Here is a 25,975-nt window from a genome sequence, read left to right on the forward strand (position 1 = left end):
GACGTGGGCCTGATCTCTGAGGTGCTGCTGCTGCCGTTCGCACCGGTACGCGGCAGCGCCTGGGCCATCAAGCAGGTGGTGCAGGAGGCCGAGCGGATCTACTACGACCCTGCCACGATCCGGGCCGAACTGGCTCGCCTTGAGGAGCAGATGGAGGCCGGAGAGATCACGGAGGAGGAGTTCGACCGTCTTGAGGACGAGCTCCTCGACCGGTTGGAGATCGCTTCGCGCGGGAGCGCGGGAACAGGCAACGGGACAACACCATGAACCGAACGGGACTGGGTCTCGCCATAGGGGCCGGATATCTCCTGGGGCGGACCAAGAAGCTGAAGATGGCGATGGCCGTCGGCGGCCTGGTCGCCGGGAAGAAGCTGAACCTGAGCCCGCGCATGGTCGCGGATCTGCTCCAGCAACAGCTGCGGAACAACCCGCAGTTCAAGGAGATCGGCGACCAGCTGCGGCAGGATCTGCGCGGTGTCGGCAAGGCCGCTTCAGGTGCCATGGTCGAGCGGCAGATCGACGCCCTCGCCGACCGGCTGCACGGCCGGACCGCCAAGGTGCGCGACCAGCTGTCGGGCGTGGTGCCCGGCCAGGACGACGAGGCCGAGGACGCCGAGTACGAGGAAGAGGAGCCCGAGGAGCCCGAGGAGCCCGAGGACTCCGGAGCCGAGGAGGAAGAGGAGCCCGAGGAGGAAGAGGAGCCCGAGGACGCCGGAGCCGAGGAGGAAGAGGAGCCCGAGGAGGACGAGGAGCCCGAGGACTCCGGAGCCGAGGAGGAAGAGGAAGAGGAAGAGGAAGAGGAGCCCGAGGCGAAGAAGGCTCCCGCCAAGAAGGCGCCGGCGAAGAAGGCGGCGAAGAAGGCCCCCGCCAAGAAGGCTCCCGCCAAGAAGGCCCCTGCCAAGAAGGCCGCCGCGAAGAAGGCTCCCGCGAAGAAGACGGCGGGCCGCAAGGCGGCGGCGAAGAAGACCACGCCTGCCAAGAAGGCGACCTCCGGAAGCCGGGGCGGCGGCGCCCGGTCCCGGCTGCAGAAGGGAGGCGGTGAGGGATGAGTGACACACTCGGCTCGGCGAAGTCCGCCGCCAACGGAGCGACGAAGAACCCGCTCACAGACCTGGCGCACAGCGAGGCCGCCGACCGGCTGAAGGCCGAACTGCAGGAGTACCTCGCCGCTCAGGCCACGCGCATGCTGACCGGCGTGGGCAACAAGCTCGGCGAGACCACCGGAAAGCTGAACGACATCGCCGAGGGCAACAGCCCCGGCTTCGCCAAGCTCGCCCTCGAAGGCGGCCGCAAGGTAGCCGAGGGCAAGGGACCGTTGCGCTCCGCACTGGAGATGGGCGGCTCGCGCCTCAAGGACAAGGTCACGGGCGCCTTCAAGGGCCTGGGCGGCGGCAAGGGCAAGAAGGGCAAGGGCCGTTCCGGCAACAAGCCCACCGTCATCATCGAGCACATCGACGTCGGCGTGCCGCTGCGCACCGCGTACGACCAGTGGACGAAGTACCAGGATTTCAGCACCTTCGCCAAGGGCGTCAAGAGCGCGAGCCGCGACGACGACACCCACTCCGACTGGCAGGCGAAGATCTGGTGGTCCAATCGCAGCTGGAAGGCCAAGACCACCGAGCAGGTCCCCGACGACCGCATCGCGTGGACCTCCGAGGGCGCCAAGGGCACCACGAAGGGCGTCGTCTCCTTCCACGAACTCACCGACAGCCTGACCCGCGTCCTGCTGGTCATCGAGTACTACCCCTCCGGCTTCTTCGAGAAGACCGGCAACATCTGGCGCGCCCAGGGCCGCCGGGCCCGGCTCGACCTCAAGAACTTCGTCCGCTTCATCACGATCAAGGGCGAGGCGGAGGACGGCTGGCGCGGTGAGATCCGGGACGGCGAGGTCGTCCGAAGTCACGACGACGCGGTTGCCGAGGAGGAGTCCGAGCAGGAGTCCGAGGAGGAGTCCGAGGAGGAGCGCCCCGAGGGCGAGGAGGCCGAGGACGAGTACGACGAGGAGGAGCCGGAAGAGGAGGGCGAGGAGGAGCCCGAAGGCGAGTACGAGGACGACTCCGAAGCCGAGTACGACGAGGAGGCCGAGGGCGAGGAGGAAGAGCCCGAGGGCGAGTACGAGGACGAGGAGGCCGAGGACGAGGATGAGGAAGTCGAGGCAGGGAGCCGGCGATGACGACGCCCAGCAGGATGCCCGAGCCCTACGGTCAGGGAAGCGGTGCCAACCTCGCCGACATCCTTGAACGGGTCCTGGACAAGGGCATCGTCATCGCGGGCGACATCCGGATCAACCTGCTCGACATCGAACTCCTCACGATCAAACTGCGTTTGATCGTCGCCTCGGTCGACAAGGCGAAGGAGATGGGCATCGACTGGTGGGAGACCGACCCGGCCCTGAGCTCACGGGCCCGCCGTGACGAACTGACCCGTGAGAACGCCGAGTTGCGCGAGAGGCTGGCCCGGCTGGAGGAACTGGAGCCCGGCCGCGCGGAGAAGAAGGAGGCACCGTGACCGGACTGCGGTACGTCTACGCCGTCTGCCGCCCCTTCGGCACCCCGCTCCAGTCCCAGTTGACGGGAGTGGCGGGTGATCCGCCCAGAGCGCTGACTCACCACGGCCTGGTGGCCGTGGTGAGCCACGTGCCGGAGCGGGACTTCGCCGAGGAGCCGCTCCGGCGCCATCTGGAGGACCTGGACTGGCTCACCGAGACCGCCCGCGCCCACCAGGGCGTGATCGACGCGCTCACCACCGTCACGACCCCGCTGCCGCTGCGGCTCGGCACCGTCTTCCACGACGACAGTGGCGTACGGACGATGATGGAGGCGCGCGAGGAGGACTTCCGGCGCACCCTCGAGCGGCTGGAGGGCCGGGTCGAGTGGGGCGTCAAGGTGTACGCCGAGTCCGAACCGCAGGAGAGCGCCCGGCCCGCTCAGAAGGCCGCGTCGGGCCGGGACTACCTGCGGCAGCGGCGCATGCAGACCAGGTCCCACGAGGAGATGTGGCAGAAGGCCGAGGCATTCTCGACCCGACTGCACGAGGAGCTTTCCGCATTCGCGGAGGACTCCCGCATGCATCCCCCGCAGAATCCCGCGCTCTCCAAGGCGACCGGGCGGAACGTGCTGAACGCCGCTTACCTCGTTCCGCGCGCCATTTCCGAGGAATTCGTGGAGCTCGTGGACCGCACGAAGGGTGAGGTGCCGGGAATGCGCATCGAACTCACCGGCCCCTGGGCGGCCTATTCGTTCGCCGGGGAGACCACATGACCGACCGGGAGAATCCGTGACCGTAGTGGAACGCCGTGAGGTCGCCCTCGTGGACCTGCTCGACCGGCTGCTCGCCGGCGGCGTCGTGATCACGGGGGACATCACACTGCGCATCGCCGACGTCGACCTCGTCCGTATCGACCTCAACGCGCTCATCAGCTCGGTGAACGCCCAGGTGCCCTCGCCGTTCGAGGAGTTGCTGTGACCGCCCGCGAGAACCCCCGGCCGCGCTCCAACCGGATGGATCTGGAGCCCGACACGGTCGAGCGCGACTTGGTCAAACTCGTGCTCACGGTGGTGGAACTGCTGCGCCAGCTCATGGAGCGCCAGGCGCTGCGCCGGTTCGACGTGGGGGACCTGAGCGAGGAGCAGGAGGAGCGGATCGGGCTCACGCTCATGCTGCTCGACGAGCGGATGACGGAACTGCGCGACCGCTACGGACTGCGGCCCGAGGACCTGAATCTGGACCTCGGGCCGCTCGGACCGCTGCTTCCGCGGGACTGACCGACGCACACGCGTTTCCCCGGGCCCTTACCCAGGCCCGGGGAACATGTGCGTCCTACCACCTGTACCAACGGCCCCTGCCGCCGGCTGCCGACGTGCCGCGGACGAAGAAGCCCAGCAGCCACACGACGAGGACCGCGAGAGCGATCCACCAGAGAATCTTCACTGCGAATCCGGCGCCGAACAGAACCAAAGCCAGAAGCAGCACCAGCAGGATGGGAACCATAATTCGAACCTCCTGCTTTCAGGGTGTCCCGGAAACTGTGTTTCAGACTTCCTTGCGACAGAGAATTTCTCCGTGCAGCACGCTGAACCACCCGTCCTCCCGCATTCCCCACTCCCGCCAGGCCGCGGCCGCGCGGCGCAGCCCCGCCACGTCGGTGTGCCCGCCCTCGACGGCCCGGTCCGCGTACGTCGAGGCCAGGGTGCGGTCGGCCCACAGGCCGCTCCACCAGGCCCGCTCCTGCGGTGCGGCGTAGGTCCAGGTGCCCGAGCTCGCCGTGATGTCCGTCAGCCCGGCCCGCAGCGCCCAGGACTTCAGCCGGCGCCCGGCGTCCGGCTCACCGCCGTTGGCCCGTGCGACCCGGCGGTAGAGGTCCAGCCAGGCGTCGAGCCCCTCGGAGGCGGGATACCAGGTCATGGCCTCGTAGTCCGCGTCCCGTACGGCGACGATCCCGCCGGGCCTGACGACCCGCTTCATCTCGCGCAGTGCCCGCACCGGGTCGCCCACGTGCTGGAGCACCTGGTGCGCGTGGACCACGCAGAACGTGTCGTCCGGGTAGTCCAGGGCGTGCACGTCGGCGACCGCGAAGTCGACGTTGGCCAGCCCCCGCCCGGCCGCCGTGGCGCGTGCCTGCTCCAGGATCTCCGGCACCCGGTCGACGCCGGTGACCTGCCCGTCGGGCACGAGCCCGGCCAGGTCGGCGGTGATCGTGCCGGGCCCGCAGCCGATGTCCAGGATCTTCATGTGGGGCTTGAGCGAAGGCAGCAGGTACGCCGCCGAGTTGGCGGCGGTGCGCCAGGTGTGCGAGCGCAGCACGGATTCGTGGTGCCCGTGGGTGTAGACGGCGGTCTCGCGGGGTTCCGGCATGGCGGATCCCACCCCTTCCGATTCGGGACGGCAGGAGATCACCGTACGCAAGCCACCCGCATATTGAGACACGTATCCTGCAATATGGACTGACGGAGCGTCAGTGACCGGCGAGGGAGCCCGCGAGGGCGGCGGCCGGCAGCCGCGCGGCGGGCCGGCGGCCACCGTGCACGACCCGCACGTCGAGCTGCCCGTCCGCGAGGTCCCGCCGGCGCCCGGAGGCCTGCCCCACGCGGTGGCAGGTGCCGTTCCCGGCGAACAGCAGCCACACGGGGCGCGTACGGCCCTGGGACTCGGCCTCCGGTGGATACCGACCGGTCCGCAGCACGCGCAGCGCCGCGAGCACTCCGGCCGGCCGCCGATCCGGTGCGCCCAGCGCTCCCGCTCGCGCACCGGCTCCGCGCCCAGGGCCCGCGCCCGCCAGGACATCGCTCGGGTGATGGACGCCGGTGTACACGCGGGACAGGGCCACCGACGCGGCCACCGGGGCGACGACCGCACCCCACGCCTGGGACTCCAGCGCGACGCCGGTGGCGGGCGCCGCGTTCGCCGTACGGGGCCTGGTGCCAGCGCGCGGCCAGGTCACCCCGCCGCCCGCCCGCAGGCCGACGCCCCGGCGCTGCTGCGGGGCGAAGGGCTCGTCCTCGTCGCGAACAGCGCCTCGGGCACCGCCGACCGGGCCCGTGCCCTGCGCGGACGCCCTCCCGGGCGCCGAGGTCGTCGAGTGCGCCCCCGGGGAGGTGTCCGTGCGGCTGGAGGAGGCGGCCGGCCGTGCCCGGGTGCTGGGCGTGTGCGGCGGCGACGGCACGGTGAACACCGCCGCCCGCGTGGCCCTGCGCAGCGGCCTGCCCCTGGCGGTGCTGCCCGGCCGCACGTTCAACCACTTCGCCTGTGACCTGAGCGTGGAGGACGTGCGCGACCTGGCCCGGGCGCTGCGTCAGGGCGACGCCGTGCGCGTGGCGGCGGGACCGAGTGCGGCACCGGCCGGGGGCGGCGGACCGAGCGCCTGCCGAGGGCACCGACGGCGAGGGAGGCGATGCCCGGGGAGGCCAGGCCGCGGGGCGTCCGGCTCACGGCGAGGGCGGCGGCCGCGAACCAGAGCGCGCCGTGGGTTCGCGTCGCGGCCCAGCCGGGCAGGACGGGGTCCGCCCCCGGCCGGTGCCGGCCTGCGGCGGCCTCGAACAGGCGGCGGTCCAGTGTGAGGGCTCGGTCGAGCAGGGGACGGTGCCCGCGCTTCGGGACGGTGAGGTCCGGATCGTGGGGCGTCATGCCGTGCGGGTACCCGGAGGGGGTGGACACACCGACGGCCCCGGGGCAGGCTCATGGCTGATCATCATCACCGAGACAGGGGGAACCGATCGATGAGCGGCCACGTGTCGGCGGTCAGCAGCAACGGGGAGTACTCGTTCACCAAGCCGAACCGGGACAGCATCACGCTGCTCACCGGCCTCGGTGTCGAGGGGGACGTGCACGCCGGCGTGACGGTCAAGCACCGCTCGCGCGTCGCGCAGGACCCCACCCAGCCGAACCTGCGCCAGGTCCACCTCATGCACGAGGAGCTCTTCGCCGAGGTCGGCGAGGAGGGTTTCGAGGTGGCGCCCGGCGAACTCGGCGAGAACATCACCACCCGGGGCATCGACCTGCTCGCACTGCCGACGGGCACCCTGCTGCGCATCGGCGACAGCGCGGTCCTGGAGGTCACCGGGCTGCGCAACCCCTGCCTGCAGATCGACCTCTTCCAGGACGGGCTGCTCAAGCAGGTCGTCGGACGGGACGAGGCGGGCACCCTCGTGCGCAAGGCCGGGATCATGAGCGTGGTGCGGGAAGGGGGCGTGGTCCGCCCCGGCGACACGATCGAGGCGGAGCTCCCCAGCGGACCGCACCGGCCGCTGGAAAAGGTCTGACCGGCACCGCGCCACCCGAAACCCGTTTGCCCCCGGCCCCCGCGCCCCCACACAATCGCGCCCATGGGACACCTCGAAGCCGCGCACCTGGAGTACTACCTGCCCGACGGAAGGGCGCTGCTGGGCGATGTCTCGTTCCGGGTGGGGGAGGGGGCCGTGGTGGCCCTCGTGGGGCCCAACGGCGCCGGGAAGACCACCTTGCTACGGATGCTCGCCGGTGAGCTCAAGCCGCACGGCGGGTCCGTGGTCGTCGGTGGCGGGCTCGGGGTCATGCGGCAGTTCGTCGGGTCCGTACGCGACGAGACGACCGTACGGGACCTGCTCGTGTCCGTGGCGACGCCCCGCATCCGCGAGGCCGCGAAGGCCGTCGACGAGGCCGAGCACGCCATCATGACCGTCGACGACGAGGCGGCCCAGCTGACGTACGCCCAGGCCCTCGCCGACTGGGCCGAGGCGCGCGGCTACGAGGCCGAGACGCTGTGGGACATGTGCACCATGGCAGCGCTCGGCGTGCCGTACGACAAGGCGCAGTTCCGGGAGGTCCGCACCCTCTCCGGCGGCGAGCAGAAACGGCTCGTCCTGGAGGCGCTGCTGCGCGGCACCGACGAGGTGCTCCTCCTGGACGAGCCCGACAACTACCTCGACGTCCCCGGCAAGCGGTGGCTGGAGGAACGGCTGAAGGAGACCCGCAAGACGGTTCTCTTCGTCTCCCACGACCGCGAACTCCTCGCCCGCGCCGCCCAGCGCATCATCTCCCTGGAGCCCGGCCCCGCCGGTGCCGACGCCTGGGTGCACGGCGGCGGTTTCGCCACCTTCCACGACGCCCGGCGCGAGCGCTTCGCCCGCTTCGAGGAGCTGCGCAGGCGGTGGGACGAGAAGCACGCCCAGCTGAAGAAGCTCGTGCTGAATCTGCGTCAGGCCGCGGCCGTCAGCCATGAGATGGCCTCCCGTTACGCGGCCGCGCAGACCCGCCTGCGCAAGTTCGAGGAGGCCGGACCGCCCCCGGAGCCGCCGCGCGAGCAGGACATCAGGATGCGGATCAAGGGCGGCCGCACCGGCGTCCGGGCCGTCACCTGCGCGAACCTGGAGCTCACCGGCCTGATGAAGCCCTTCGACCTGGAGGTCTTCTACGGCGAGCGCGTCGCCGTCCTCGGCTCCAACGGCTCGGGCAAGTCCCACTTCCTGCGTCTGCTCGCCGGCGACGACGTGGCGCACACGGGCGACTGGAAACTGGGCGCCCGGGTGGTGCCAGGCCACTTCGCGCAGACGCACGCGCACCCGGAGCTGGAGGGCCGTACGCTCCTGGACATCCTGTGGAAGGAGCACGCCCAGGACCGCGGCGCCGCGTCCTCGCGGCTGCGCCGCTACGAGCTCACCCAGCAGGCGGAGCAGACGTTCGAGCGTCTCTCCGGGGGCCAGCAGGCCCGCTTCCAGATCCTCCTGCTGGAGCTCCAGGGCGTGACGGCGCTGCTGCTGGACGAGCCGACAGACAACCTCGACCTGGAGTCCGCCGAGGCCCTCCAGGAAGGCCTGGAGGCCTTCGACGGCACGGTCCTCGCGGTCACCCACGACCGCTGGTTCGCCCGCTCCTTCGACCGCTTCCTGGTCTTCGGCAGCGACGGCCGGGTCCGGGAGACCCCGGACCCGGTCTGGGACGAACGCAGGGTGGAACGGGCCCGCTAGGGGGCGCCCCCTCAGGGGCGCGGGGAACTGCGCGACCAGCCACGACGTGGCCGCACACGCGAGGTGTGAAGCACTGCTACGGAGGCCGGGCGCACAGCAACCCCGGTCACTTCCAGCGCAGCAGCGCTCCGAGGCCTCCGACGGGTACCTCCCGCTCGGACACCGACAGCGCGGGCGCGTCCGTGGCCACCGCGGAACGGATCAGCGCGTCGTCCGCCCGGGCCGGCCACGAGTGCTGGTGGGCTGCGCCCCTCAGGGGCGCGGGGAACTGCGCGATCAGCCAACGCGCGCCCGCACGCGCGAGGCGTGCGGGCGCGCGCGACGGCTGGGCGCAGTACCCCGGTCACTTCCAGCGCAGCAGCGCTCCGAGGCCTCCGACGGGTACCTCCCGCTCGGACACCGACAGCGCGGGCGCGTCCGTGGCCACCGCGGAACGGATCAGCGCGTCGTCCGCCCGAGCCGGCCACGAGTGCTGCTCACCCAGGACCTTCAGGTCCGTGCGGCGCACCGCGAGCTGGTCGGGGTCCTCCCCGATCCACACCTCGCGGTGCGCGTCGGGCCCGTCCACCCTGATCAGCAGCTCGTCGATGCGGTGCTCCCGCGCCGCCTCGACCAGCGCGGGCACACCCTCGGCGGCCCCGGTCCGGCCCTCGTCGTCAGGGTTCCGGGCGGCGCGGAACCGCTCCAGCTCCGCCTCGGCCTGCCGCGCCACATGCTCGGCCCGGGCCCGCTCCACGTCCTCGTCGAGCAGCCGGCTGCCGGTGCCGTGCGGTGCCTCGACCACCAGAGCGTGCAGCCGCTTGGGCAGCCGCTCGTGCACGGACCGCCGCTCCCGGTCGTCGCCGACGAGAATCAGCAGGTCGGCCTTGGTCTCCTCCTGGCACACGGCGAGCGCGTCGGCGATCTCCGCGGCGTTGTGCTCCCAGGTGTTCTCCACCCGCAGCTGGAAATGCCGCTCGGACCAGTCCGCGGAGCTCGTCCGGTGCACGGGCCACTGCCGCCCGGTGACGCTCCCGGCGTCCTCCCGGCGCAGCGCGTTGCGCAGCTCGAAGTCCGCGCCCTTGCGGTCGACGTACGCCACTACGCACACCGGGTCCTCGCCGGCCAGCTCCAGCAGGGGCGCGACCCGCGGCAGCGGCGCCCATTCGGCCCAGTCGCCGCCCTGCGGGGGACGGACCAGCGGCGGGTCGAGAACGACTTCGCCGGCGCGGGCGAACAGGGCCCGGCCGTGGGGCTCGGAGGAGTGCCGCAGATCCTCGATCGCGCCCCGCACGGCCTGGCACGTCGCCTCGTCCGCTCCCTGCTCGGCCAGCGCACCGGCCATCGCCTGGGCCGTCAGCTCCCGCTCGTGGGGAGTGCCCTCCGTGTGCCGAGAGGTGTCGACGTACACGGAGGCCCAAGGCCCGGGGTGTTCGTACAGTGGGTGCAGAAAGGCGAGATCCATGGTTCCTCCCGGATGCCGCTCGGGGGCAGTGCTCAGTTGCTCCGGGGGCGGGTACCCGGACCGCAGAGACGAACACGACGAGCGGGGCGACACGATGACCGGAGTGGATCCTGACCGGCTGGACGACCAGCAGCTCATGAAAGAGCTGGAGACCATCCACCGCACGCGCCACGACGCGCTGCTCTACGGCTCGAACGACGCGTTGCACGCCCACAACGAGCGCATGGCGCAGTTGGAGGGTGAGTACCTGCGCCGCAACCCGCGCCGCCCGGTGGCCGCGGGCCGCACACGCGAAGGGGCCCGGGAGCGGGGGAGCGGGGAGTCGGAGACTCCCGTGGACCCCGGCACCTGAGCCCCCTCGGAGGACACGACCGGAACGGAGCGGCGCGCGGAACGCTCAGCGCCGCCGCCGGGCCGTCAGGCGGCCTCCTGCGCGAAGACTTCCAGGAAGGCCTCGCAGAATGCCTTCAGATCGTCCGGCTTGCGGCTGGTGACCAGCTTGTTCGCCCCGTGGTCACAGACCTTGACCTGCTTGTCGACCCAGGTGCCGCCCGCGTTGCGGATGTCCGTCTGCAGGCTCGGCCAGGACGTGAGCTCCCGGCCGCGCACGACGTCCGCCTCGACCAGCGTCCACGGCGCGTGACAGATCGCCGCCACCGGCCGGCCGTGCTCGAAGAAGTCCCGGACGAACGCCACGGCCTTGTCGTCCATCCGAAGGAAGTCCGGATTGGCGACGCCGCCCGGCAGCACGAGAGCACCGAAGGAGTCCGGCGAGGCATCACCAACGACCTCGTCCACGGGGAACGTGTCCGCCTTGTCGAGGTGGTTGAAGGCCTGGATCTCGCCCTGCTGTGTCGACACCAGCACGGGCTCGTGACCCGCGTCCTTCGCGGCCTGCCAGGGATCGGTCAGCTCGACCTGCTCGACGCCCTCGGGCGCGACCAGAAACGCGATACGCATGATGTTCTACGTCCTTTCCCGCTCTTCTTCGTTCCGGTGGCCGGCGTGCACGCCGGCCACCGCAACCGGTCCGTCCGGTCCGTGTTCGTCTGTGTTCACCCACCGCCCCGGGCATCGGGCTCGGCGCGGCTGATGTCGGCCAGTGCCGACGCGGGGTCCTCGGCCTCGGCCACGTCGCCGAGGCTCACGATCCCCACCGGCAGCCCGTTCTCCACCACCGGCAGCCGGCGCACCGCGTGCTCGCGCATCAGCGTCACCGCCGTCGCCACGCGGTCGTCCGGCGTCACCGTCACCGGATTCGGGGTGCACGCGATCCGCGCGCTGACCGTCATCGGGTCGATTCCCTCGGCGACGGCCCGTACCGTGATGTCACGGTCGGTGAGCACACCGATCACGTCCTGGCCTTCGGCCACCACCACGTCGCCGATGTTCTGCGTACGCATCAGCTGCGCCGCCTCGACGAGCGAGGCGTCCGGGCGCACCGCGACCACACCCGCTGTCATCACGTCCTTGACGTACTCGGCCATCACGGAAGCCTTCCCTCCGTTCCCAGGCCGGCGGGGGCGCCGCGGCAGCCCGCGGCGCCCCCGCCGCGGTCCCTACGCGTACTCCTCCGGCCCGGTCTCACGGGCCCGGATCAGGGCCTGGGCCAGCTCCTGGACATTGCCGTAGCGCTCCTGGCGCGGCAGCCCCTCCAGGGCCTCGACCAAGGCGTCGGGCGCCTGGTGGCCGCGCAGCTCGCGGGCCAGGTCGCGCGCGTTCGCGGGGAACGCCCTGCGGCCCAGGATCCGGGCCAGTTCCAGCCGGACCGACTCCAGGGACGTCGGCGCACGGCTCGGCGTCACCGGCCCGTGGGCGACCTCGGGGTCGTCCTCGGCGGCCGGCTCCGGGTCGTGCCACTCCTCACTGCGCGTGGGGTGCCCTGACCTGAGCAGACCCTGCAGTTCGTGCTTCATCTCGTCGTCCCGGTGGACGCTCAGCCGGTCGCTGCCTCGCTGCATGTCTCCCTCCAGACGTTCGGGGGCCCGCACCGCGTACCCGTACACCGGACGGCGACACAGGTTCCGTGCACCCGATCGCCACCGTCCGCACTGGTTTGCGCCATGTTCTGCGGGAGACCCGGATCACACCCCCCACACCTCTCTGGGGAAGGACACGTCATGGCGATGCTCGCTGTGCTCATCCCGCTGCTCATGCTCGGAGTGGTGCTGGTGCTGGGGCGTTACGAGGAGTTGCTGCTGCCGCAGGAGGACGCCGGCCGGCGCGAACCGGCCGGAGTGCCCCCCGCCGCCGCTACTTCTTCTCCCGCCCCGGCAGGAACTCCTGCACCTTCGCCTTGAAGCCCCGCTTGACCATCGATCCCCGGTCCGCATCGCCCTTCAGGACCGATGCGGCGGTCGCCTCCATCTGCTCCCAGGTGGCGTGCGGCGGGATCGGTGGGACAGCAGGATCGGTCAGGAACTCCACCACCGCGGGGCCGTCCGCCTCCAGCGCGGCCCGCCAGGCCGCCTCGACGTCCTCCGGCTTCTCCACCCGGATGCCGGTCAGCCCCAGGGAACGGGCGAACGCGGCGTACTGCACGTCCGGAAGCTCCTGCGACGGCAGGAACGACGGCGCGCCCCCCATCGCCCGCAGCTCCCATGTGACCTGATTCAGGTCCTGGTTGTTGAACACCGCGATCACCAGCCGCGGGTCCTCCCACAGATGCCGGTACTTGGCCGCCGTGATCAGCTCCGCCATCCCGTTCATCTGCATCGCTCCGTCACCCACCAGTGCGATCGCCGGCCGGTCCGGGTGCGCGAACTTCGCGCCGATCACATACGGCACCCCGCAGCCCATCGTCGCCAGCGTGCCGGAGAGCGAGCCCCGCATGCCCGGCCTCATGGTCAGGTGCCGCGCGTACCAGTTGGCCGCGGAGCCCGAGTCCGAGGCGACGATCGCGTTGTCCGGCAGCAGCGGGTCCAGCGCGCGGGCCACGTACTCCGGGTTGATCGGGTCGGCGTCGAGCCCCGCCCGGCGCTCCATGACGTCACGCCAGCGCGTGACGTTGTCGCACACGGTGTCGTACCACTCACGCCCGCGCCCCTCCTCGATCAGCGGGATCAGCCGCTCCAGGGTGGCCTTCGCGTCACCGACCAGGTTCACCTCGTACGGGTAACGCATCCCGACCATGTGCGGATCGATGTCGATCTGGATCCCCCGCGCCTGGTCGAACTCCGGCAGGAACTGGGAGTACGGGAACGACGAGCCGATGGTCAGCAGTGTGTCGCAGTCCCGCATCAGCTCGTACGACGGGCGCGTCCCCAGCAGACCGATCGAGCCGGTGACGTACGGCAGTTCGTCGCTGAGGACGTCCTTGCCGAGCAGCGCCTTGGCGACGCCCGCGCCGAGCAGCTCGGCGATCCGCTCCACCTCGGCCCGCGCGCCGGCCGCGCCCTGGCCCACCAGGATCGCCACCTTGTCACCGGAGTTGAGGATCTCGGCGGCCCGCCGCACCGAGTCGTCGGAGGGCACCGCCGTCCACGAGCCGTGGTCCAGGCTGGAGGGCACCATCTTGAACTCGTGCGTAGGCGGCGCGTAGTCGAGCTCCTGCACGTCGCCGGGGATGATGACCGCGGTCGGGCAGCGGCGCGCGTACGCGGTGCGGATCGCCCGGTCCAGTACGTTCGGCAGCTGCTCGGGCACCGTCACCGTCTCCACGAAATCGGAGGCGACGTCCTTGTACAGCGTGTGCAGATCGACTTCCTGCTGGTACGAGCCGCCCATCGCGGTGCGGTGCGTCTGGCCGACGATCGCCAGCACCGGCACATGGTCCAGCTTCGCGTCGTACAGGCCGTTCAGCAGATGGATCGCGCCCGGCCCCGACGTCGCTGCGCACACCCCGAGACGGCCGCTGAACTTGGCGTAGCCCACAGCCTGGAACGCCGACATCTCCTCGTGCCGCGACTGCACGAACCGCGGCTCGTTCTCGGCCCTGCCCCACGCGGCGAGCAGGCCGTTGATGCCGTCGCCCGGATAGCCGAAGACCTGCTCCACACCCCATTCGCGCAGCCTCCGCAGAACATGGTCGGCGACCTTGGTGCTCATGTACGACCTCCCGGACCTAGGGGGACAGAGCCGGCAGTACGAGTCACCCTGCGCGACCGCGGAAAACCTCTCCGGGTTTGCGGGAGGGGGCCGGGGGCAGGCGCCCCTCAGTGCTTCGGACAGGAGGCACGCCCGTGGGAGCGGCGTCGCGTGCCGCCACCGAGGCCCTGTCCCACAGCGGATGCGCTTCCACGGTGACCGTCCAACCCAAAGCTTTTGCAAGGGAATTGCGACGCATCATGCAGACCCGAACCAGCGCGAAACGGCACCCCCACCACGACGCCCCCGACACCGCAGAGGCCTTCCGCAGGCTCACCTCGATGCCCGCCGGCCCGGAGCGGGACGCGCTCCGCGACGAGATCGTCGAGGCCTGGCTGCCCATGGCGGACCGTCTCGCCGGACGCTTCCGCAGCCGCGGCGAGAGCTTCGAGGACCTGCGCCAGGTCGCGGCCCTCGGCCTGGTCAAGGCCGTCGACCGGTACGACCCCGAGCGCGGCAACGCCTTCGAGAGCTACGCGGTGCCGACCATCACCGGAGAGATCAAGCGGCACTTCCGGGACCACATGTGGACCCTGCACGTGCCTCGCCGCGTCCAGGACCTGCGCAACCGTGTGCGTATCGCCGGCCAGGACCTGTCCCAGACCATCTCCGGGCGCCGCCCCACCGTGACCGAGCTCGCCGAGCACGCGAACATGAGCGAGGAGGACGTCCGGGCCGGTCTGGAGGCGCTGGAGAGCTTCACGGCGCTGTCCCTGGACGCGGAGCTGCCCGGCAGCGAGGACGGCTACTCCCTGAGCGACGCGCTGGGGTCCGACGACCCGGCGCTGGACACGGTCGTCGACCGGGAGTCCGTGAAGGCCCGGCTGGCGGCGCTGCCCGAGCGGGAGCGGGCGATCCTGTACATGCGGTTCTTCGGAGACATGACGCAGAGCCGGATCGCCGAGGAGCTCGGGATCTCGCAGATGCACGTGTCCCGGCTGATCAGCCGGTGCTGCGGACGGGTGCGGGAGCAGGTCATGCGGGACGTGGCCTGAGCCGGGGCTCGCTGTCCCCCGGTTGGCGGATGCTGTCCCGCTAATGGGGTCCGGTCCCGCGCGGGCCCGCTGCGGGCGGGCTGTCATGGCAGAGGGGTATGACTACCGAAGGAGTCCCCTCGATGCGCCGCAGCCTGCACGCCCTGTCCGTCGCCGTCCTGGCCGGCTCAGCCCTGGTGGGTACCGCGCCGGCTGTCTTCGCCGAGCCGGCCGCCGAGGTCAGTCCCGCCACCGTCCAACCCGGAGGCACCCTCACCGTCTCGGTCAGCTGCGATCCGACCGGGGGGCCGCCGCCCGACACCATCGACGCCACCTCACAGGCCTTCGACGAGGGCACGGTGCCGTTGCAGCGGGTCACCGGCAACGACGACGAGGTGTCCGGCCCCGCCTACCGCGGCACGGCCCTCATCGCCTCCGCGGACAACTTCGAGGGCGATCCGGACGCCCTGGGCCAGGACTCGGCGTGGACCGTCGACGGCATCTGTCCGGCCGCTCCCGGCGGAGAGGGCACGGAGTGGAGCGCGACGTTCACCGTGGCGCACGGTGCCGGGTCCCACAAGCCGTCGCACCAGCCCACGCACCAGCCGACGCACCAGCCCACCCACAAGCCCTGCCCCGAACCCTCGCACCACCGCGAACGCCACCACACCGAGTGCGGTGCGGCACCGGTCCAGCGCGGGGTACGGGCCGGTGACGGCGGTGCCTTCACCGACTCGGTGCCCGCCCTGGTCGCCGGCGGGGTGCTGATCGCGGGCGCGTTCGCAGCCGCCGTGCACCGGCTGCGCAACCGGGAGAGCGACCCCGGCCGCTGACCCTCCGGACCCGCTCCACCGCCCCGGCGCGACCAGGTTTCCCCGGTCCGGCCCCGCTCATGCTGTGACCGTCACGACCCGGCCGGGCGCCCATGCGGCGGCGGCACTCTGGGTACTCAGGTGCCGAGGGCAACGGCGACACGACACGGCGGCACCAGGCACTGGCACTGCGGAGGTACGGATGCGGCGCACGGCCCCCGAAGGTCACGGCCCCGTCCGGTTCGGGCCGCCGCTCCCCGACGACGGGCTGCCCGTCCTGCCGGAGCTGTCCGCGGTGCTCGCCGCCGCGGCCTCCCGGGGAGGCCACGAGCCGGTCGGCGGCGGCCGGGCCCTGCGCGAGGCCGCCTGCGGCTACTGGGACCGCCGCGGACTGCACTGCGACCCGGACCGGGTGGCCGCCGCCCACGGCTCGCCCGCCCTGCTGCTCGCGCTGACCGCCGCCCTCGGCGGCGACGTCCTCGTACCGCGGCCCTGCGCCGCCTGGTGGGGGCCGTACGCACGCCTGCTGGGGCGGCCCGCCTTCCATGTGCCGACCCCGCCGGAGAGCGGCGGGGTACCCGACCCGTACGCACTGCTGGAGACCGTGCGCCGGGTCCGCGCCGAGGGCGGCGACCCGCGGCTGCTCGTGCTGTCCGTCGCCGACGACCCCACCGCGACCGTCGCCCCACCCGAACTGCTCCACGAGACCGTCGAGGCCGCCCAGGGCGAGGGCCTGCACCTCGTCAGCGACGAGACCTGGCGCGACACCCTGCACGACCCGCACGACACCGTGCTGCTCAGCCCCGCCGAGATGGTGCCCGACCGGGTCACCGTCGTCACCGACCTGGCCGGGGCGCTGCTCCCGCCCGGCTGGCCGGCCGCCGTGGCCCGCTTCCCGGCCGGTGAGGACGGTCAGGGCCTGCACGCGCGCGTGCTCGACATCCTCACCGCCCTCGACGCCCGCGTCGCCGCGCCCGTCGCCGCCGCGGCCGGGTACGCCCTGGGGGAGCCGGAACCGGTCACCACGCGCGTGACGGGCGCCGTGCGCCTGCACGCGCTCCTGGCCGCCGAGGCGCACACCACCGTCGTCGCGGCGGGCGCCCTCGCCCGGCCCCCGCGCTCCGGCCGCCACCTGTACGTGGACCTGGCCCCGCTGCGCCCCGCGCTGACCGCGCACGGCGTCGGCGACGCACAGGAACTGGAGGACTTCCTCACCGAACGCCTCGGCATGCCCGCCCCGGGCGGGCACCGCTTCGGCGACGACCTCGAAGCCCCGCGCGTGCGGCTCGCCACCGGCGCACTGGCGGGCGGTTCCGACACGGAACGCGCGGAATGCCTCACCTCACCCACGCCGTTGGAACTGCCGCAGGTGAACCGCGCGTTGAGCCGACTGAAGTCGGTCTTCGACGATCTCCGCGACGAAGCTCAGCGATGGGAGCCTCCTCGATGACGCAGCAGTCCGAGTCGACCACCAGCACGACCACCCGGGAACCCGACGAGCCCGCGCTCCCGTCCCCCCTCGCGCCCCCGTCCCCGCCCCTGGCCGAACCCCGCCCGCTGGCCGAGCGGCGGGTGTGGCCGCGCACCTTCCACGACCGGCTGACCGCGCCGCTGCCGGGCCTGAAGGCCATGGCCCGCTTCGCCCGGGAGGGCGCGGTGAGACCGGACCCGGCGGGCCTCGCCGACATCCCCCGGCTGCCCTACGCCCCGGCCCCGCTGCCCCGAGTCGACGCCCGCACCATCGCCGTCACCTGGGCGGGACACGCCAGTTGGGTGCTGCGCATCGGCGGACTGACCGTGCTCACCGACCCGGTGTGGTCGCGCCGGATCCTCGGCACCCCGGCCCGGATCACCCCCGTGGGGGTCCCCTGGGAGGAACTGCCGCGCGTCGACGCCGTCGTCATCAGCCACAACCACTACGACCACCTGGACGCCCCCACGCTGCGCCGCCTCCCGCGCGACACCCCGGTGTTCGTCCCGGCCGGGCTCGCGCGCTGGTTCCACCGCCGCCGCTTCACGCGTGTGACGGAGCTCGACTGGTGGGAGGCGGTCGAACTGGACGGCGTCCGCTTCGACTTCGTCCCCTCTCACCACTGGTCCAAGCGCAGCCTCACCGACACCTGCCACAGCCTGTGGGGCGGCTGGGTCCTCACCGACGAAAGCGGCCAACGCGTCTACTTCGCGGGTGACACGGGCTACGGCCACTGGTTCTCCCGCATCGGCCGCCGCTACCCCGGCATCGACCTGGCCCTGCTGCCCATCGGCGCCTACGACCCCCGCTGGTGGCTGCGCGACGTGCACTGCGACCCGGAGGAGGCGGTCCGCGCGGCCCAGGACCTGGGCGCGCGCCGGATGGCCCCCATGCACTGGGCGACGTTCGTCCTGTCGGCGGAACCGGTCATGGAGCCCCTGACGCGGGTGCGGGCGGCATGGGAGAAGGCGGGCCTGCCCCGGGAGAACCTCTGGGACATGCCGGTCGGCGCGTCAAAGGTGCTCTAAGGGGCCCTTGAGGGACGGCCCAGGGACGCGGGGAACTGCGCGACCAGCCGCCCACAGCCCGCACCCCGAGGACGATCGCATCCGGTACGGCGCTACCGAACCCGCCGCACCACCGCCGGCACCGCGCTGATCAGCACGGTCAGCACGATCGCCGCCAGCACGCCCTGCCACGGTTCGTCGAACAACGCCCCCCCGAGAATCCCGATCAACTGATACGTCACGGCCCAGGCCAGACACGCCGGAAAATTTCCCCGGGCAAACCTCCGCATCGGCCACTCGGCCAGCAGACACGCCAGCATCACCGGGATACGCCCCGCCGGCACCAGCCGCGACAGCACCAGCACCGCCACCCCGTGCGCGGTGAGTTTCGCCTGCGCCTGCTCCAGCCGGTCCTCCGGCGCCCGCGCCCGGATCGCCGCCAGCCACCGCGACCCGTTCTTCGACTTCAGCCCGCGCCGCCCCAGCCAGTACAGCGCCACATCGCCCAGGAAGGCCGCCAGCGACGCCGTCACGAACACCATCGCCAGCGAGAACGGCGCCGTCCGGTGCACGGCGACCACCGCCGCCGAACTCACCAGCGCCCCCGTCGGGATCACCGGCACCAGCGCCCCGGCCAGCACCAGCACAAAGAGCGTCGGATACCCGATCGCCTGCTGCGTGGACTCCGGAACCATGCTCGCCGGTGTGACGGCCGACGCCGCGAGCAAAGGCACACCGGCCAGCGCCACGGGCGCCGACCAGCTCACCGCGCCACTTCCAGGCGCACGCTCTCCCCGTGCCCGAGCCGGTGCACCGCCACAGCCGGCGCGTGCCGGGCCGCGAGCCGGACGAACTCGTCCCCCGGCGCATGGAACTCGTGGGGGCGCACGGCGTCCATACCGATCGGCCAGTACGTGCCGTAGTGCACCGGCACGGCACTGCTCGGCGCCAGCCGCTCCAGCGCCTGCGCCGCCCGGCCCGCGTCCAGGTGCCCCTCGCCCAGGTACGGCCCCCAGCCGCCCACCGGCAGCAGCGCCACCTCGACCGGCCCGACCTCCTTGGCCATGTCGTCGAACAGGCCGGTGTCCCCCGCGAAGTACGTCCGGGCCTCGCCGGCTATGACGTAACCGAGGGCGGGGGAGCGGTGCGGCCCGAACGGCAGCCGCCGCCCGTCGTGCCGCGCGGGCACGGCCCGTACGACGATGTCGCCGACCGGGGTCTCGTCGCCGGGGGCCACCTCGCTCACCCGCAGGTGCGCGAGCCGGCGCAGACCGGGCACCGCCCGGCGTGCGCCCCGGGGCACGAGCAGGCGGGTGCCCGCGGCGAGCCGCATCAGCGACGGCACGTGCAGATGGTCGGCGTGCAGATGCGACACCAGCGCCACGTCCGCCTGCGGGGCGCCCGGGGGCGGCAGCGCTCCGCGCCGGCGCCGCAGGTGTGCGAGCCGGCGTGCGAACAGGGGGTCCGTGAGCACGCGCACGTTCGAGTCCTCGACGGTGCAAGTGGCGTGACCCCACCAGGTGATCTCCACCGGCACTTCTTTGCCTCCTTCGCGCGACTCCCCCGAAGCGTACGTGCAGGAGTAGGGTCGGCGGCGAAACCGGAGGTGAGGGGGCGCCATGGTGCCGGTGCGGGTCACGGCGATCGCGAGTCTGACGCCGCTGGAGGAACTGGACGAAGACCCGTTCCTGGTCGACTCCCGCAGTCAGCACGCGATGTGCGCCCGCTGGGCCGCCGAGCGGGGCTACGTGGTCAGCCGGGAGTTACTCGTGCGGGGGCTGCGTCCCGACCACGGCGCGCTGTGGGACGGCGTCCGGCCCGGCCTCGACGTGTTCGTCGCGCCCAGCCGGCGGGTACTGGAGAGCGCGCTCGCCTCCGTCGAGGAGTTCACCGCCGAGTGCGCCCGTCGTGGTGTACGCGTCGAGACGGTGGGGCATGCGGAGCCTGCGTACGACGCTGCGATGAAGGCGTGCGTGCACCGGCGGCTGTCGATGCCCACGGCCGGCTACGACGGGCGCTGACGCCGTCCCCGGCCGGTAGCGTGACCTGGGGACGAAACGGCCCGGCGGGGCGTTGAGACACTGTGGGGGAGGGCCCGCGACGGCTGCGGGCGGGAGACGTGAGGTGGCTGGGCGTGCGGGGCGTGCGGTGGCGGCGGGCCGCCAGTCAGGTGGGGCGGAGTGCCGCCGTGTGGGCGGTCTCCACCGTCACCATGCTCGTCCTCGCCGGGATCCTCCCGGACTTCCGGCTCCGTTCGGAGAACGGCGACAGCGCGACCGACATCGCCGTCACGGCGGCCTTCGGCGCCGGCGCCTTCGGTCTGCTGTCCGCCCTGGTCTGGCCGCTGCTCGTGCGGCTCCTGCTCCTCGTCCCGGCGCTCGTGCTCGGACTGCTGGTGTTCTTCCTGAACGGGGCGCTGCTGCTGGTCGCCCTGCACCTCAACCCCGCCGAGCGCGGCGCCGCCGCCCCGGAGACCGCCGTCGTGGTCGCCGCCGTGATGTCGGCCGTGGCGTCGGCGACCGGCGCCGCCCTGGCCGTGCGCGACGACGACGCCTACCGCCGCAGGCTGTACCGGCTCTCCGACCGCCGCCGCCGGTCCGGACCGCCCTGCCCGTCGAGCCCCGGCACCGTCTTCCTGCAACTGGACGGCGTCGGTCACGACACCCTGCTGGACGCGGTCGGCAAGGGCCTGATGCCCACCGTCGCCCGCTGGCTCGACATCGGCGACGGCGGCCGCCCCAGCCACCGGCTCACCCCGTGGCGCACCGACTGGTCCAGCCAGACCGGCGCCAGCCAGCTCGGCATCCTGCACGGCAGCAACCACGACGTCCCCGCCTTCCGCTGGTACGAGAAGGACACCCGCGAAGTGGTCGTCTGCAACCGCCCGACCAGCGCGGCCGAACTCCAGCGCCGTGCCGTCGAGTACGCGGGGCACGGCGGGCTGCTCACCGTCGACGGCGCCAGCCGCGGCAACCTGTTCAGCGGCGGCGCCGAGCAGCAGGCCCTCGTGCTGTCCATCGCCGCCCGCCGCCGCAGCCGGGAGAACCGCTCCCGGGACGGCTACTTCGCCTACTTCTCCGACCCGGCCAACGCCGTGCGCACCGCGCTCTCCTTCATCGCCGAGGTGGGCCGGGAGATCGGCCAGTCCACCCGGGCGAGCCTGCACAGGCAACGCCCGCGCGTCTCCCGCGGCGGCCTCTACCCACTCGTCCGCGCCTTCGCGACCGTCGTCGAGCGGGACGTCGTCGTCGCCGCGGTGACGGGCGACATGCTCGCCGGCCGCACCGCCGTCTACGCCGACCTGGTGGCCTACGACGAGGTCGCCCACCACTCCGGCCCCGCGAGCCGCGACGCGCAGAAGGTCCTGGAACGCCTCGACCGCTCGCTCGCCCTGGTCGAGAACGTCGCCGAGCACGCCCCGCGCCCCTATCGGATCGTCGTGCTCTCCGACCACGGCCAGAGCCCCGGCGAGACCTTCCGCTCCCGCTACGGCCTCACCCTCGACGACCTGGTGCGGGCCGGGTGCGGCATGCCCGTGCCGCGCCGGGCGGAGCGCACCCGCAGCGGGGCGGAGGCCCGCGCCGCCGTCCGCGCCGCGCTGCGCATACCCGTGGAGGAGGCCGGCGAGCAGCACCTCCCCGTGCGCCGCGAGGAGCCGATCGTGCTGGCCTCCGGCAACCTCGGCCTGATCTCCTTCCCGGACGTCACGCACCGGATGAGCAAGGAGGAGATCGACGCCCGCCACCCCGCGCTGCTGCCGACCCTCGCCAACCACCCCGGCATCGGCTTCCTGCTGGTCCGCAGCGACGAGCACGGCGGTGTCGTCCTCGGCGCGTACGGCGCCGAGATCCCGCTGGCCGACCTCGACGACAACCCGGGCCCGCTCGCCCCGTTCGGCCCGGGCGCCGCCGACGCGGTCCGCCGTACGCACTCCTTCCCGCACACCGCCGACATCATGGTCAACTCGCTGTACGACCCGGCCGACGGCGAAGTCCTCGCCTTCGAGGAGCAGATCGGCTCGCACGGCGGCCTCGGCGGCGCCCAGGGCAGACCCTTCCTGCTGTCCCCGCTCGGCGTCTCCGCACCGGTCGGCGAAGGCGAGGAACTCGTCGGCGCCGAGCACGTGCACCGGGTCCTGCGGCGCTGGCTGCGCGAGTCGAACGGGCCGCAGGTGCCGCTGGAGACCGCTGCCGAGGAGGAGCGCGCCGCCTGAAAATCGGCTGCGCCCACCGGGGCCGTACGCACACACTGTTCGTCCCGGACGCCGCACACCCGCGCGTCCGTATCGAACACCCCTGAGGAGTCGCTGCTTTGCAGGCAGCCGTCACTGTCACGCCCGCCCGCATCCCGGACCTGCTGCTCGGCCTGGCCACCGTCCGGCCGGTCTTCATCTGGGGCGCCCCCGGCATCGGGAAGTCCTCACTGGTACGGAACTTCGCCGAGTCGCTGGGCCTGGAGTGCGTGAGCCTGCTGGGTACCCAGCTCGCCCCCGAGGACCTCATCGGCGTCCCGCAGATCCGCGACGGCCGCTCGGTGTTCTGCCCGCCGGAGACGATCGCCCGGGACGAGCCGTACTGCCTGTTCCTGGACGAGCTCAACGCGGCCACGCCGGACGTGCAGAAGGCGTTCTACTCGCTGATCCTGGACCGCCGGATCGGCAGCTACGAGCTGCCCAAGGGCTCGATCGTCATCGGCGCCGGGAACCGCGCCACCGACAACGCCCTCGCCCGGCCCATCGCCTCCGCGCTCGTCAACCGCCTCGCGCACGTGCACCTGGAGGCCTCCGCGAAGGACTGGCTGACCTGGGCCGGGAGCAACGGCATCCACCCCTGGATCGTGGACCACCTCACCGACCGGCCCGACCACCTGTGGTCCAAGCCGCCGAAGACGGAGGAGCCGTTCTCCACGCCCCGCTCCTGGCACCTGCTCTCCGACGCCCTGTACTCCTTCGGCCGGGACCTCGACGAGGAGACCCTGAAGGTCCTCGCGCACGGCACGCTGACCCCGGCGCACGCGACCGCCTTCTGCGGCTACGTCAAGATCGTCCGCAGCCGCTACGGCATCGAGGCCATCGTCAAGGGTGACGCCCCCTGGCCGAACCGGCCACAGGACCGCGACCTGCTCTACTACCTCGCCGAGTCCTTCCGCGGCCGCCTGGTCAAGGAACTGCCCGCGAGCAAGGAGCACATGTCCGCGAACGGCCGGCAGACCGCCTACCGCGCCAAGTCCCTGCTGGTGCAGCTCGCCGAGATCTCCGTCGAGGTCGCACAGACGGTCATCGCCTCCGACAGCGACGGCAACCCCGTGCTGCCCTCCTGGTTCCTCGTCGAGGCGGCCCGGGACATGCCCCGGCTGGTCGAGGCCCGCCGGTGAGCCGGAGCCCCGCCAAGAAGAAGAAGCGGGACCTCGCGGGTGAGGCCTTCGCCGAGGGGATGCGGCTGATGAGAACCAACCCCGCCCTCGCGGCTGTGGAGTTCGACGTCTGCCGCCACGAGGAGTGCCGCTTCGCGCCCCGTGAGGGGCTCGTGGCCGTCGACTCCGACGGCGACCTGCACGTCCACCCCCAGCGTCTCGCCGAGCCCGCTGCCTGGGCCTGGGCGCTCGCCCACGCCGTCCTCCACCTCGGATTCGGGCACGTTCCGGCGGTCAAGGGCGAACGCGTCCAGCCCGACCGCTACGACCTCGCCGCCCGCTGCGTCGTCGTCAACCGCTTCCTGCTCGGCTTCACCGTCGGTGAGACCCCCGAGCACCTGCCCGCCTCCTACCCGGACGGCGACGAGGAGCAGCTCGCCGCCCGCTGGCGCCGCGACGGACTGCCCGCCGTGTACGAACGCTGCGGCACGGCCGGCGACGAGCCCGACCAGGTGCTGGTGCCGTGGGTGGGCTGGGGCCGGCCGCCGGACTGGCAGCTGGCCTTCGCCACCGCCCTGACCCGGACCGTGTCCGCAGCGATGGACATGGCGGGCGGCCGCCGCGACAGCCTCGATGGCGAGGCACCCCGGCCGCGCCCCTGGCAGCGGGCCCTGGGCTGGTTCATCTCCTCCTACCCGCTGCTCGGCGGCATCGCGTCCGGCATCAAGCTCGTCGCCGACGCCGAACTCGCCCGCGCCCACGGCATCGCCGTCGCGGCAGTCGACGCCGAGGCGGCCGAGATCTACATCAACCCGCTGCGCGGGTTCGACGACGAGGAGTGGCGGTTCGTCCTCGCACACGAGATGCTGCACGCCGCCCTGCGCCACGGCGACCGCTGCGGCACCCGCGACCCGTACCTCTTCAACGTCGCCTGCGACTACGTCATCAACGGCTGGCTGACCGAGATGCAGGTCGGAAGCATGCCCGACGGGCTGCTGTACGACCCCGAGCTCGCCGGCCTGTCCGCCGAGGAGGTCTACGACCGCATCACCGGCGACCTGCGCCGCAAACGCCGGCTGGCCACCCTGCGCGGCAAGGGCGTCGGTGACATCCTCGGTGGCCCGCTCGGCCCGCCCCGCGACTACGTCGACCTCGACGCCTTCTACCGCCGCGGTCTCGCCCAGGGCCTCGACCTGCACCAGCGGCAGGAGCGCGGCTTCCTGCCCGGCGGCCTGGTCGAGGAGATCCGCGCGCTGAGCCATCCGCCGCTGCCGTGGGACGCCCGACTGGCCCGCTGGTTCGACGAGTTCGTCCCCCGCCCCGAGCCCGTCCGCTCCTACGCCCGCCCCTCACGGCGCCAGGCGGCCACCCCCGCCATCCCGCGCGCCGGACGGTACTTCCCGCCCGAGGAGATCGCCCGCTGCACCTTCGGAGTCGTCCTGGACACCTCCGGGTCCATGGACCGCGTCCTGCTCGGCAAGGCCCTCGGCGCCATCGCCTCCTACGCCGGGGCGCGGGACGTCCCGGCCGCCCGGGTCGTGTTCTGCGACGCCGCCGCGCACGACGCCGGTTACCTGCCCGTCACCGAGATCGCCGGCCGGGTCCGCGTCCAGGGCCGCGGCGGCACCGTCCTGCAGCCCGGCATCGACCTGCTGCACCGCGCCGACGACTTCCCGCCCGGTGCGCCCGTCCTGATCATCACCGACGGCTGGTGCGACGTCCTGCGGGTCCGGCGCGAGCACGCGTACCTGATCCCGCGAGGAGCGCGGCTGCCGTTCACCGCCAGAGGGGAGGTCTTTCGCGTGAGTTGAGCCGTAGTGTGATCGGATGGGGGGCACGGGGCCCGGAGACGGGCCCGCACGCGAGTCCGTACGCGAAAGGAAGAACTCGTGGCTACCACGCGCTCCGCACACACCGTCTGGGAAGGCAACCTGCTCGAGGGCAACGGTGTCGTCACCTTCGACTCCTCCGGCGCCATCGGCGAGCAGCCGGTCACGTGGGCCTCGCGCGCCCAGGAGGCGAACGGCAAGACCAGCCCCGAGGAGCTGATCGCGGCCGCCCACTCCAGCTGCTTCTCCATGGCCTTCTCCAACATCCTCAACAAGGCCGGGACGCCGCCCACCAAGCTCATCACCTCGGCCGACGTCTCCTTCCAGCCCGGCGAGGGCATCACCGGCATCCACCTCACCGTCGAGGGCACCGTCCCCGGCATCGACGAGGCGGCCTTCCAGGCCGCCGCCGACGAGGCCAAGGTCGGCTGCCCGGTCAGCCAGGCCCTCAAGGCCACGCCCATCACGCTGACCGCCAAGCTCGCCTGACCTGCGTCACCCCCGCCGCGCGGGCCCGCCCGGCAAGGGCGGCCCCGCGCGGCGTCGTCGGTTCACCACC

General features: G+C 72.5%; 31 protein-coding genes and 1 pseudogene. 21 read left to right on the forward strand and 11 right to left on the reverse strand.

The genetic code is table 11. The annotated features are described in order from the left end of the window. Window positions 1–3 precede the first annotated feature (3 nt). The 7 genes from A4E84_RS33425 to A4E84_RS33455 are packed head-to-tail and all read left to right on the forward strand — an operon-like array spanning window position 4 to window position 3,764. Window positions 4–267: a gas vesicle protein GvpG gene (locus A4E84_RS33425; protein WP_030843825.1), complete on the forward strand. Its 264-nt coding sequence runs from the start codon at window positions 4–6 to the stop codon at window positions 265–267. Continuing rightward, the gene (locus A4E84_RS43100; protein ID WP_062930117.1) at window positions 264–1,049 is read left to right on the forward strand and encodes a hypothetical protein; all 786 of its coding nucleotides are present in this window, start codon (window positions 264–266) and stop codon (window positions 1,047–1,049) included. The genes A4E84_RS33425 and A4E84_RS43100 overlap by 4 nt, the downstream gene beginning before the upstream one ends. Then, on the forward strand, window positions 1,046–2,173 hold the full coding sequence (locus A4E84_RS33435; RefSeq protein ID WP_062930118.1) for an SRPBCC family protein: 1,128 nt from the start codon (window positions 1,046–1,048) through the stop codon (window positions 2,171–2,173). The genes A4E84_RS43100 and A4E84_RS33435 overlap by 4 nt, the downstream gene beginning before the upstream one ends. After that, window positions 2,170–2,508: a gas vesicle protein gene (locus A4E84_RS33440; protein WP_031108661.1), complete on the forward strand. Its 339-nt coding sequence runs from the start codon at window positions 2,170–2,172 to the stop codon at window positions 2,506–2,508. The genes A4E84_RS33435 and A4E84_RS33440 overlap by 4 nt, the downstream gene beginning before the upstream one ends. Further along, window positions 2,505–3,260 (forward strand): GvpL/GvpF family gas vesicle protein, encoded by a 756-nt coding sequence (locus tag A4E84_RS33445; RefSeq protein ID WP_062930119.1) that lies wholly within the window; start codon window positions 2,505–2,507, stop codon window positions 3,258–3,260. The genes A4E84_RS33440 and A4E84_RS33445 overlap by 4 nt, the downstream gene beginning before the upstream one ends. Before the next feature lie 16 nt (window positions 3,261–3,276). Continuing rightward, on the forward strand, window positions 3,277–3,465 hold the full coding sequence (locus A4E84_RS33450; protein ID WP_003994122.1) for a gas vesicle protein: 189 nt from the start codon (window positions 3,277–3,279) through the stop codon (window positions 3,463–3,465). A gap of 35 nt (window positions 3,466–3,500) precedes the next feature. Beyond that, window positions 3,501–3,764, forward strand: coding sequence for a gas vesicle protein K (locus tag A4E84_RS33455; RefSeq protein WP_030843810.1), 264 nt, complete (start codon window positions 3,501–3,503; stop codon window positions 3,762–3,764). Window positions 3,765–3,819: 55 nt separating this feature from the next. Here A4E84_RS33455 and A4E84_RS33460 read toward each other — a convergent pair whose 3' ends face one another. The 3 genes from A4E84_RS33460 to A4E84_RS44890 form a co-directional block, all read right to left on the reverse strand. After that, complete coding sequence (locus tag A4E84_RS33460) at window positions 3,820–3,990, reverse strand: hypothetical protein (protein WP_062930120.1); 171 nt, start codon at window positions 3,988–3,990, stop codon at window positions 3,820–3,822. A gap of 42 nt (window positions 3,991–4,032) precedes the next feature. Continuing rightward, window positions 4,033–4,854 (reverse strand): class I SAM-dependent methyltransferase, encoded by an 822-nt coding sequence (locus A4E84_RS33465; RefSeq protein ID WP_062930121.1) that lies wholly within the window; start codon window positions 4,852–4,854, stop codon window positions 4,033–4,035. A 100-nt stretch (window positions 4,855–4,954) separates the two neighbouring features. Further along, window positions 4,955–5,734, reverse strand: coding sequence for a phosphatase PAP2 family protein (locus A4E84_RS44890; RefSeq protein WP_237305036.1), 780 nt, complete (start codon window positions 5,732–5,734; stop codon window positions 4,955–4,957). On the opposite strand from A4E84_RS44890, the gene A4E84_RS44895 reads away from it, so the two are divergent. The 3 genes from A4E84_RS44895 (at window position 5,643) to A4E84_RS33480 (ending at window position 8,441) form a co-directional block, all read left to right on the forward strand. After that, the gene (locus A4E84_RS44895) at window positions 5,643–6,056 is read left to right on the forward strand and encodes a diacylglycerol kinase family protein (RefSeq protein WP_335340846.1); all 414 of its coding nucleotides are present in this window, start codon (window positions 5,643–5,645) and stop codon (window positions 6,054–6,056) included. The two genes, A4E84_RS44890 and A4E84_RS44895, sit on opposite strands and share 92 nt — an antisense overlap. A 159-nt stretch (window positions 6,057–6,215) precedes the next feature. Further along, the gene (locus A4E84_RS33475) at window positions 6,216–6,758 is read left to right on the forward strand and encodes an MOSC domain-containing protein (protein ID WP_062930123.1); all 543 of its coding nucleotides are present in this window, start codon (window positions 6,216–6,218) and stop codon (window positions 6,756–6,758) included. Window positions 6,759–6,821: 63 nt separating this feature from the next. Next, window positions 6,822–8,441 (forward strand): ATP-binding cassette domain-containing protein, encoded by a 1,620-nt coding sequence (locus A4E84_RS33480; RefSeq protein WP_062930124.1) that lies wholly within the window; start codon window positions 6,822–6,824, stop codon window positions 8,439–8,441. 106 nt (window positions 8,442–8,547) lie between these two features. Here the strand turns inward: A4E84_RS33480 and A4E84_RS45955 are convergent. Then, window positions 8,548–8,697: pseudogene (locus tag A4E84_RS45955) on the reverse strand (baeRF2 domain-containing protein); the annotation flags it as partial. Window positions 8,698–8,784: 87 nt separating this feature from the next. Continuing rightward, entirely contained in the window at window positions 8,785–9,885 is a 1,101-nt protein-coding gene (locus A4E84_RS33485) for a baeRF2 domain-containing protein (protein ID WP_062930125.1), read from the reverse strand. A 94-nt stretch (window positions 9,886–9,979) separates the two neighbouring features. Here A4E84_RS33485 and A4E84_RS33490 point away from each other — a divergent pair, with 94 nt between their 5' ends. Beyond that, window positions 9,980–10,237, forward strand: a complete 258-nt coding sequence (locus tag A4E84_RS33490) for a DUF6158 family protein (protein ID WP_062931708.1) — start codon at window positions 9,980–9,982, stop codon at window positions 10,235–10,237. A gap of 65 nt (window positions 10,238–10,302) precedes the next feature. Here the strand turns inward: A4E84_RS33490 and A4E84_RS33495 are convergent, their stop codons facing one another. The 3 genes from A4E84_RS33495 to A4E84_RS33505 all read right to left on the reverse strand — a co-directional run bounded on the left by A4E84_RS33495 (window position 10,303) and on the right by A4E84_RS33505 (window position 11,846). Next, the gene (locus tag A4E84_RS33495) at window positions 10,303–10,845 is read right to left on the reverse strand and encodes a type 1 glutamine amidotransferase domain-containing protein (RefSeq protein WP_062930126.1); all 543 of its coding nucleotides are present in this window, start codon (window positions 10,843–10,845) and stop codon (window positions 10,303–10,305) included. Window positions 10,846–10,940: 95 nt separating this feature from the next. Then, complete coding sequence (locus tag A4E84_RS33500; RefSeq protein WP_062930127.1) at window positions 10,941–11,372, reverse strand: CBS domain-containing protein; 432 nt, start codon at window positions 11,370–11,372, stop codon at window positions 10,941–10,943. Between the two features lie 72 nt (window positions 11,373–11,444). Then, window positions 11,445–11,846 (reverse strand): DUF2795 domain-containing protein, encoded by a 402-nt coding sequence (locus tag A4E84_RS33505; protein WP_062931709.1) that lies wholly within the window; start codon window positions 11,844–11,846, stop codon window positions 11,445–11,447. Window positions 11,847–12,005: 159 nt separating this feature from the next. Here A4E84_RS33505 and A4E84_RS41515 point away from each other — a divergent pair, with 159 nt between their 5' ends. Continuing rightward, a complete protein-coding gene (locus tag A4E84_RS41515) occupies window positions 12,006–12,185 on the forward strand; it encodes a hypothetical protein (RefSeq protein WP_079129215.1) in 180 nt (59 codons plus the stop codon). Here the strand turns inward: A4E84_RS41515 and A4E84_RS33510 are convergent. Continuing rightward, window positions 12,139–13,932 (reverse strand): thiamine pyrophosphate-requiring protein, encoded by a 1,794-nt coding sequence (locus tag A4E84_RS33510; RefSeq protein ID WP_062930128.1) that lies wholly within the window; start codon window positions 13,930–13,932, stop codon window positions 12,139–12,141. The two genes, A4E84_RS41515 and A4E84_RS33510, sit on opposite strands and share 47 nt — an antisense overlap. Before the next feature lie 239 nt (window positions 13,933–14,171). Between A4E84_RS33510 and A4E84_RS33515 the strand changes: the two genes are divergently transcribed. From A4E84_RS33515 to A4E84_RS33530, 4 genes are all read left to right on the forward strand, one after another. After that, the gene (locus A4E84_RS33515; protein ID WP_062930129.1) at window positions 14,172–14,966 is read left to right on the forward strand and encodes an RNA polymerase sigma factor SigF; all 795 of its coding nucleotides are present in this window, start codon (window positions 14,172–14,174) and stop codon (window positions 14,964–14,966) included. A 122-nt stretch (window positions 14,967–15,088) separates the two neighbouring features. Further along, entirely contained in the window at window positions 15,089–15,778 is a 690-nt protein-coding gene (locus tag A4E84_RS33520) for a hypothetical protein (RefSeq protein WP_062930130.1), read from the forward strand. Window positions 15,779–15,959: 181 nt separating this feature from the next. Beyond that, entirely contained in the window at window positions 15,960–17,207 is a 1,248-nt protein-coding gene (locus tag A4E84_RS33525; protein ID WP_062930131.1) for an aminotransferase class I/II-fold pyridoxal phosphate-dependent enzyme, read from the forward strand. After that, window positions 17,204–18,256 carry an MBL fold metallo-hydrolase gene (locus A4E84_RS33530; protein ID WP_062931710.1) on the forward strand — a complete coding sequence of 351 codons (1,053 nt, stop codon included), beginning with the start codon at window positions 17,204–17,206 and terminating at the stop codon, window positions 18,254–18,256. Before A4E84_RS33525 ends, A4E84_RS33530 begins: the two co-directional genes overlap by 4 nt. A gap of 92 nt (window positions 18,257–18,348) precedes the next feature. Here A4E84_RS33530 and A4E84_RS33535 read toward each other — a convergent pair whose 3' ends face one another. Next, complete coding sequence (locus A4E84_RS33535; RefSeq protein WP_062931711.1) at window positions 18,349–18,930, reverse strand: DedA family protein; 582 nt, start codon at window positions 18,928–18,930, stop codon at window positions 18,349–18,351. Between the two features lie 68 nt (window positions 18,931–18,998). Then, window positions 18,999–19,772 carry an MBL fold metallo-hydrolase gene (locus A4E84_RS33540; RefSeq protein ID WP_062930132.1) on the reverse strand — a complete coding sequence of 258 codons (774 nt, stop codon included), beginning with the start codon at window positions 19,770–19,772 and terminating at the stop codon, window positions 18,999–19,001. Between the two features lie 82 nt (window positions 19,773–19,854). Between A4E84_RS33540 and A4E84_RS33545 the strand changes: the two genes are divergently transcribed. The 5 genes from A4E84_RS33545 to A4E84_RS33565 all read left to right on the forward strand — a co-directional run bounded on the left by A4E84_RS33545 (window position 19,855) and on the right by A4E84_RS33565 (window position 25,905). Next, complete coding sequence (locus tag A4E84_RS33545; RefSeq protein ID WP_062930133.1) at window positions 19,855–20,256, forward strand: hypothetical protein; 402 nt, start codon at window positions 19,855–19,857, stop codon at window positions 20,254–20,256. A 113-nt stretch (window positions 20,257–20,369) separates the two neighbouring features. Next, window positions 20,370–22,448 carry a phage holin family protein gene (locus tag A4E84_RS33550; RefSeq protein WP_079129216.1) on the forward strand — a complete coding sequence of 693 codons (2,079 nt, stop codon included), beginning with the start codon at window positions 20,370–20,372 and terminating at the stop codon, window positions 22,446–22,448. Window positions 22,449–22,546: 98 nt separating this feature from the next. Further along, a complete protein-coding gene (locus tag A4E84_RS33555) occupies window positions 22,547–23,608 on the forward strand; it encodes an ATP-binding protein (RefSeq protein ID WP_062930135.1) in 1,062 nt (353 codons plus the stop codon). Window positions 23,609–23,667: 59 nt separating this feature from the next. After that, window positions 23,668–25,398, forward strand: coding sequence for a vWA domain-containing protein (locus tag A4E84_RS33560; RefSeq protein WP_107308538.1), 1,731 nt, complete (start codon window positions 23,668–23,670; stop codon window positions 25,396–25,398). Window positions 25,399–25,476: 78 nt separating this feature from the next. Next, window positions 25,477–25,905: an OsmC family peroxiredoxin gene (locus A4E84_RS33565; protein WP_062930137.1), complete on the forward strand. Its 429-nt coding sequence runs from the start codon at window positions 25,477–25,479 to the stop codon at window positions 25,903–25,905. Window positions 25,906–25,975 lie beyond the last annotated feature (70 nt).

It is taken from the genome of Streptomyces qaidamensis (assembly GCF_001611795.1).
GTDB classification, from domain to species: Bacteria; Actinomycetota; Actinomycetes; order Streptomycetales; family Streptomycetaceae; genus Streptomyces; species Streptomyces qaidamensis.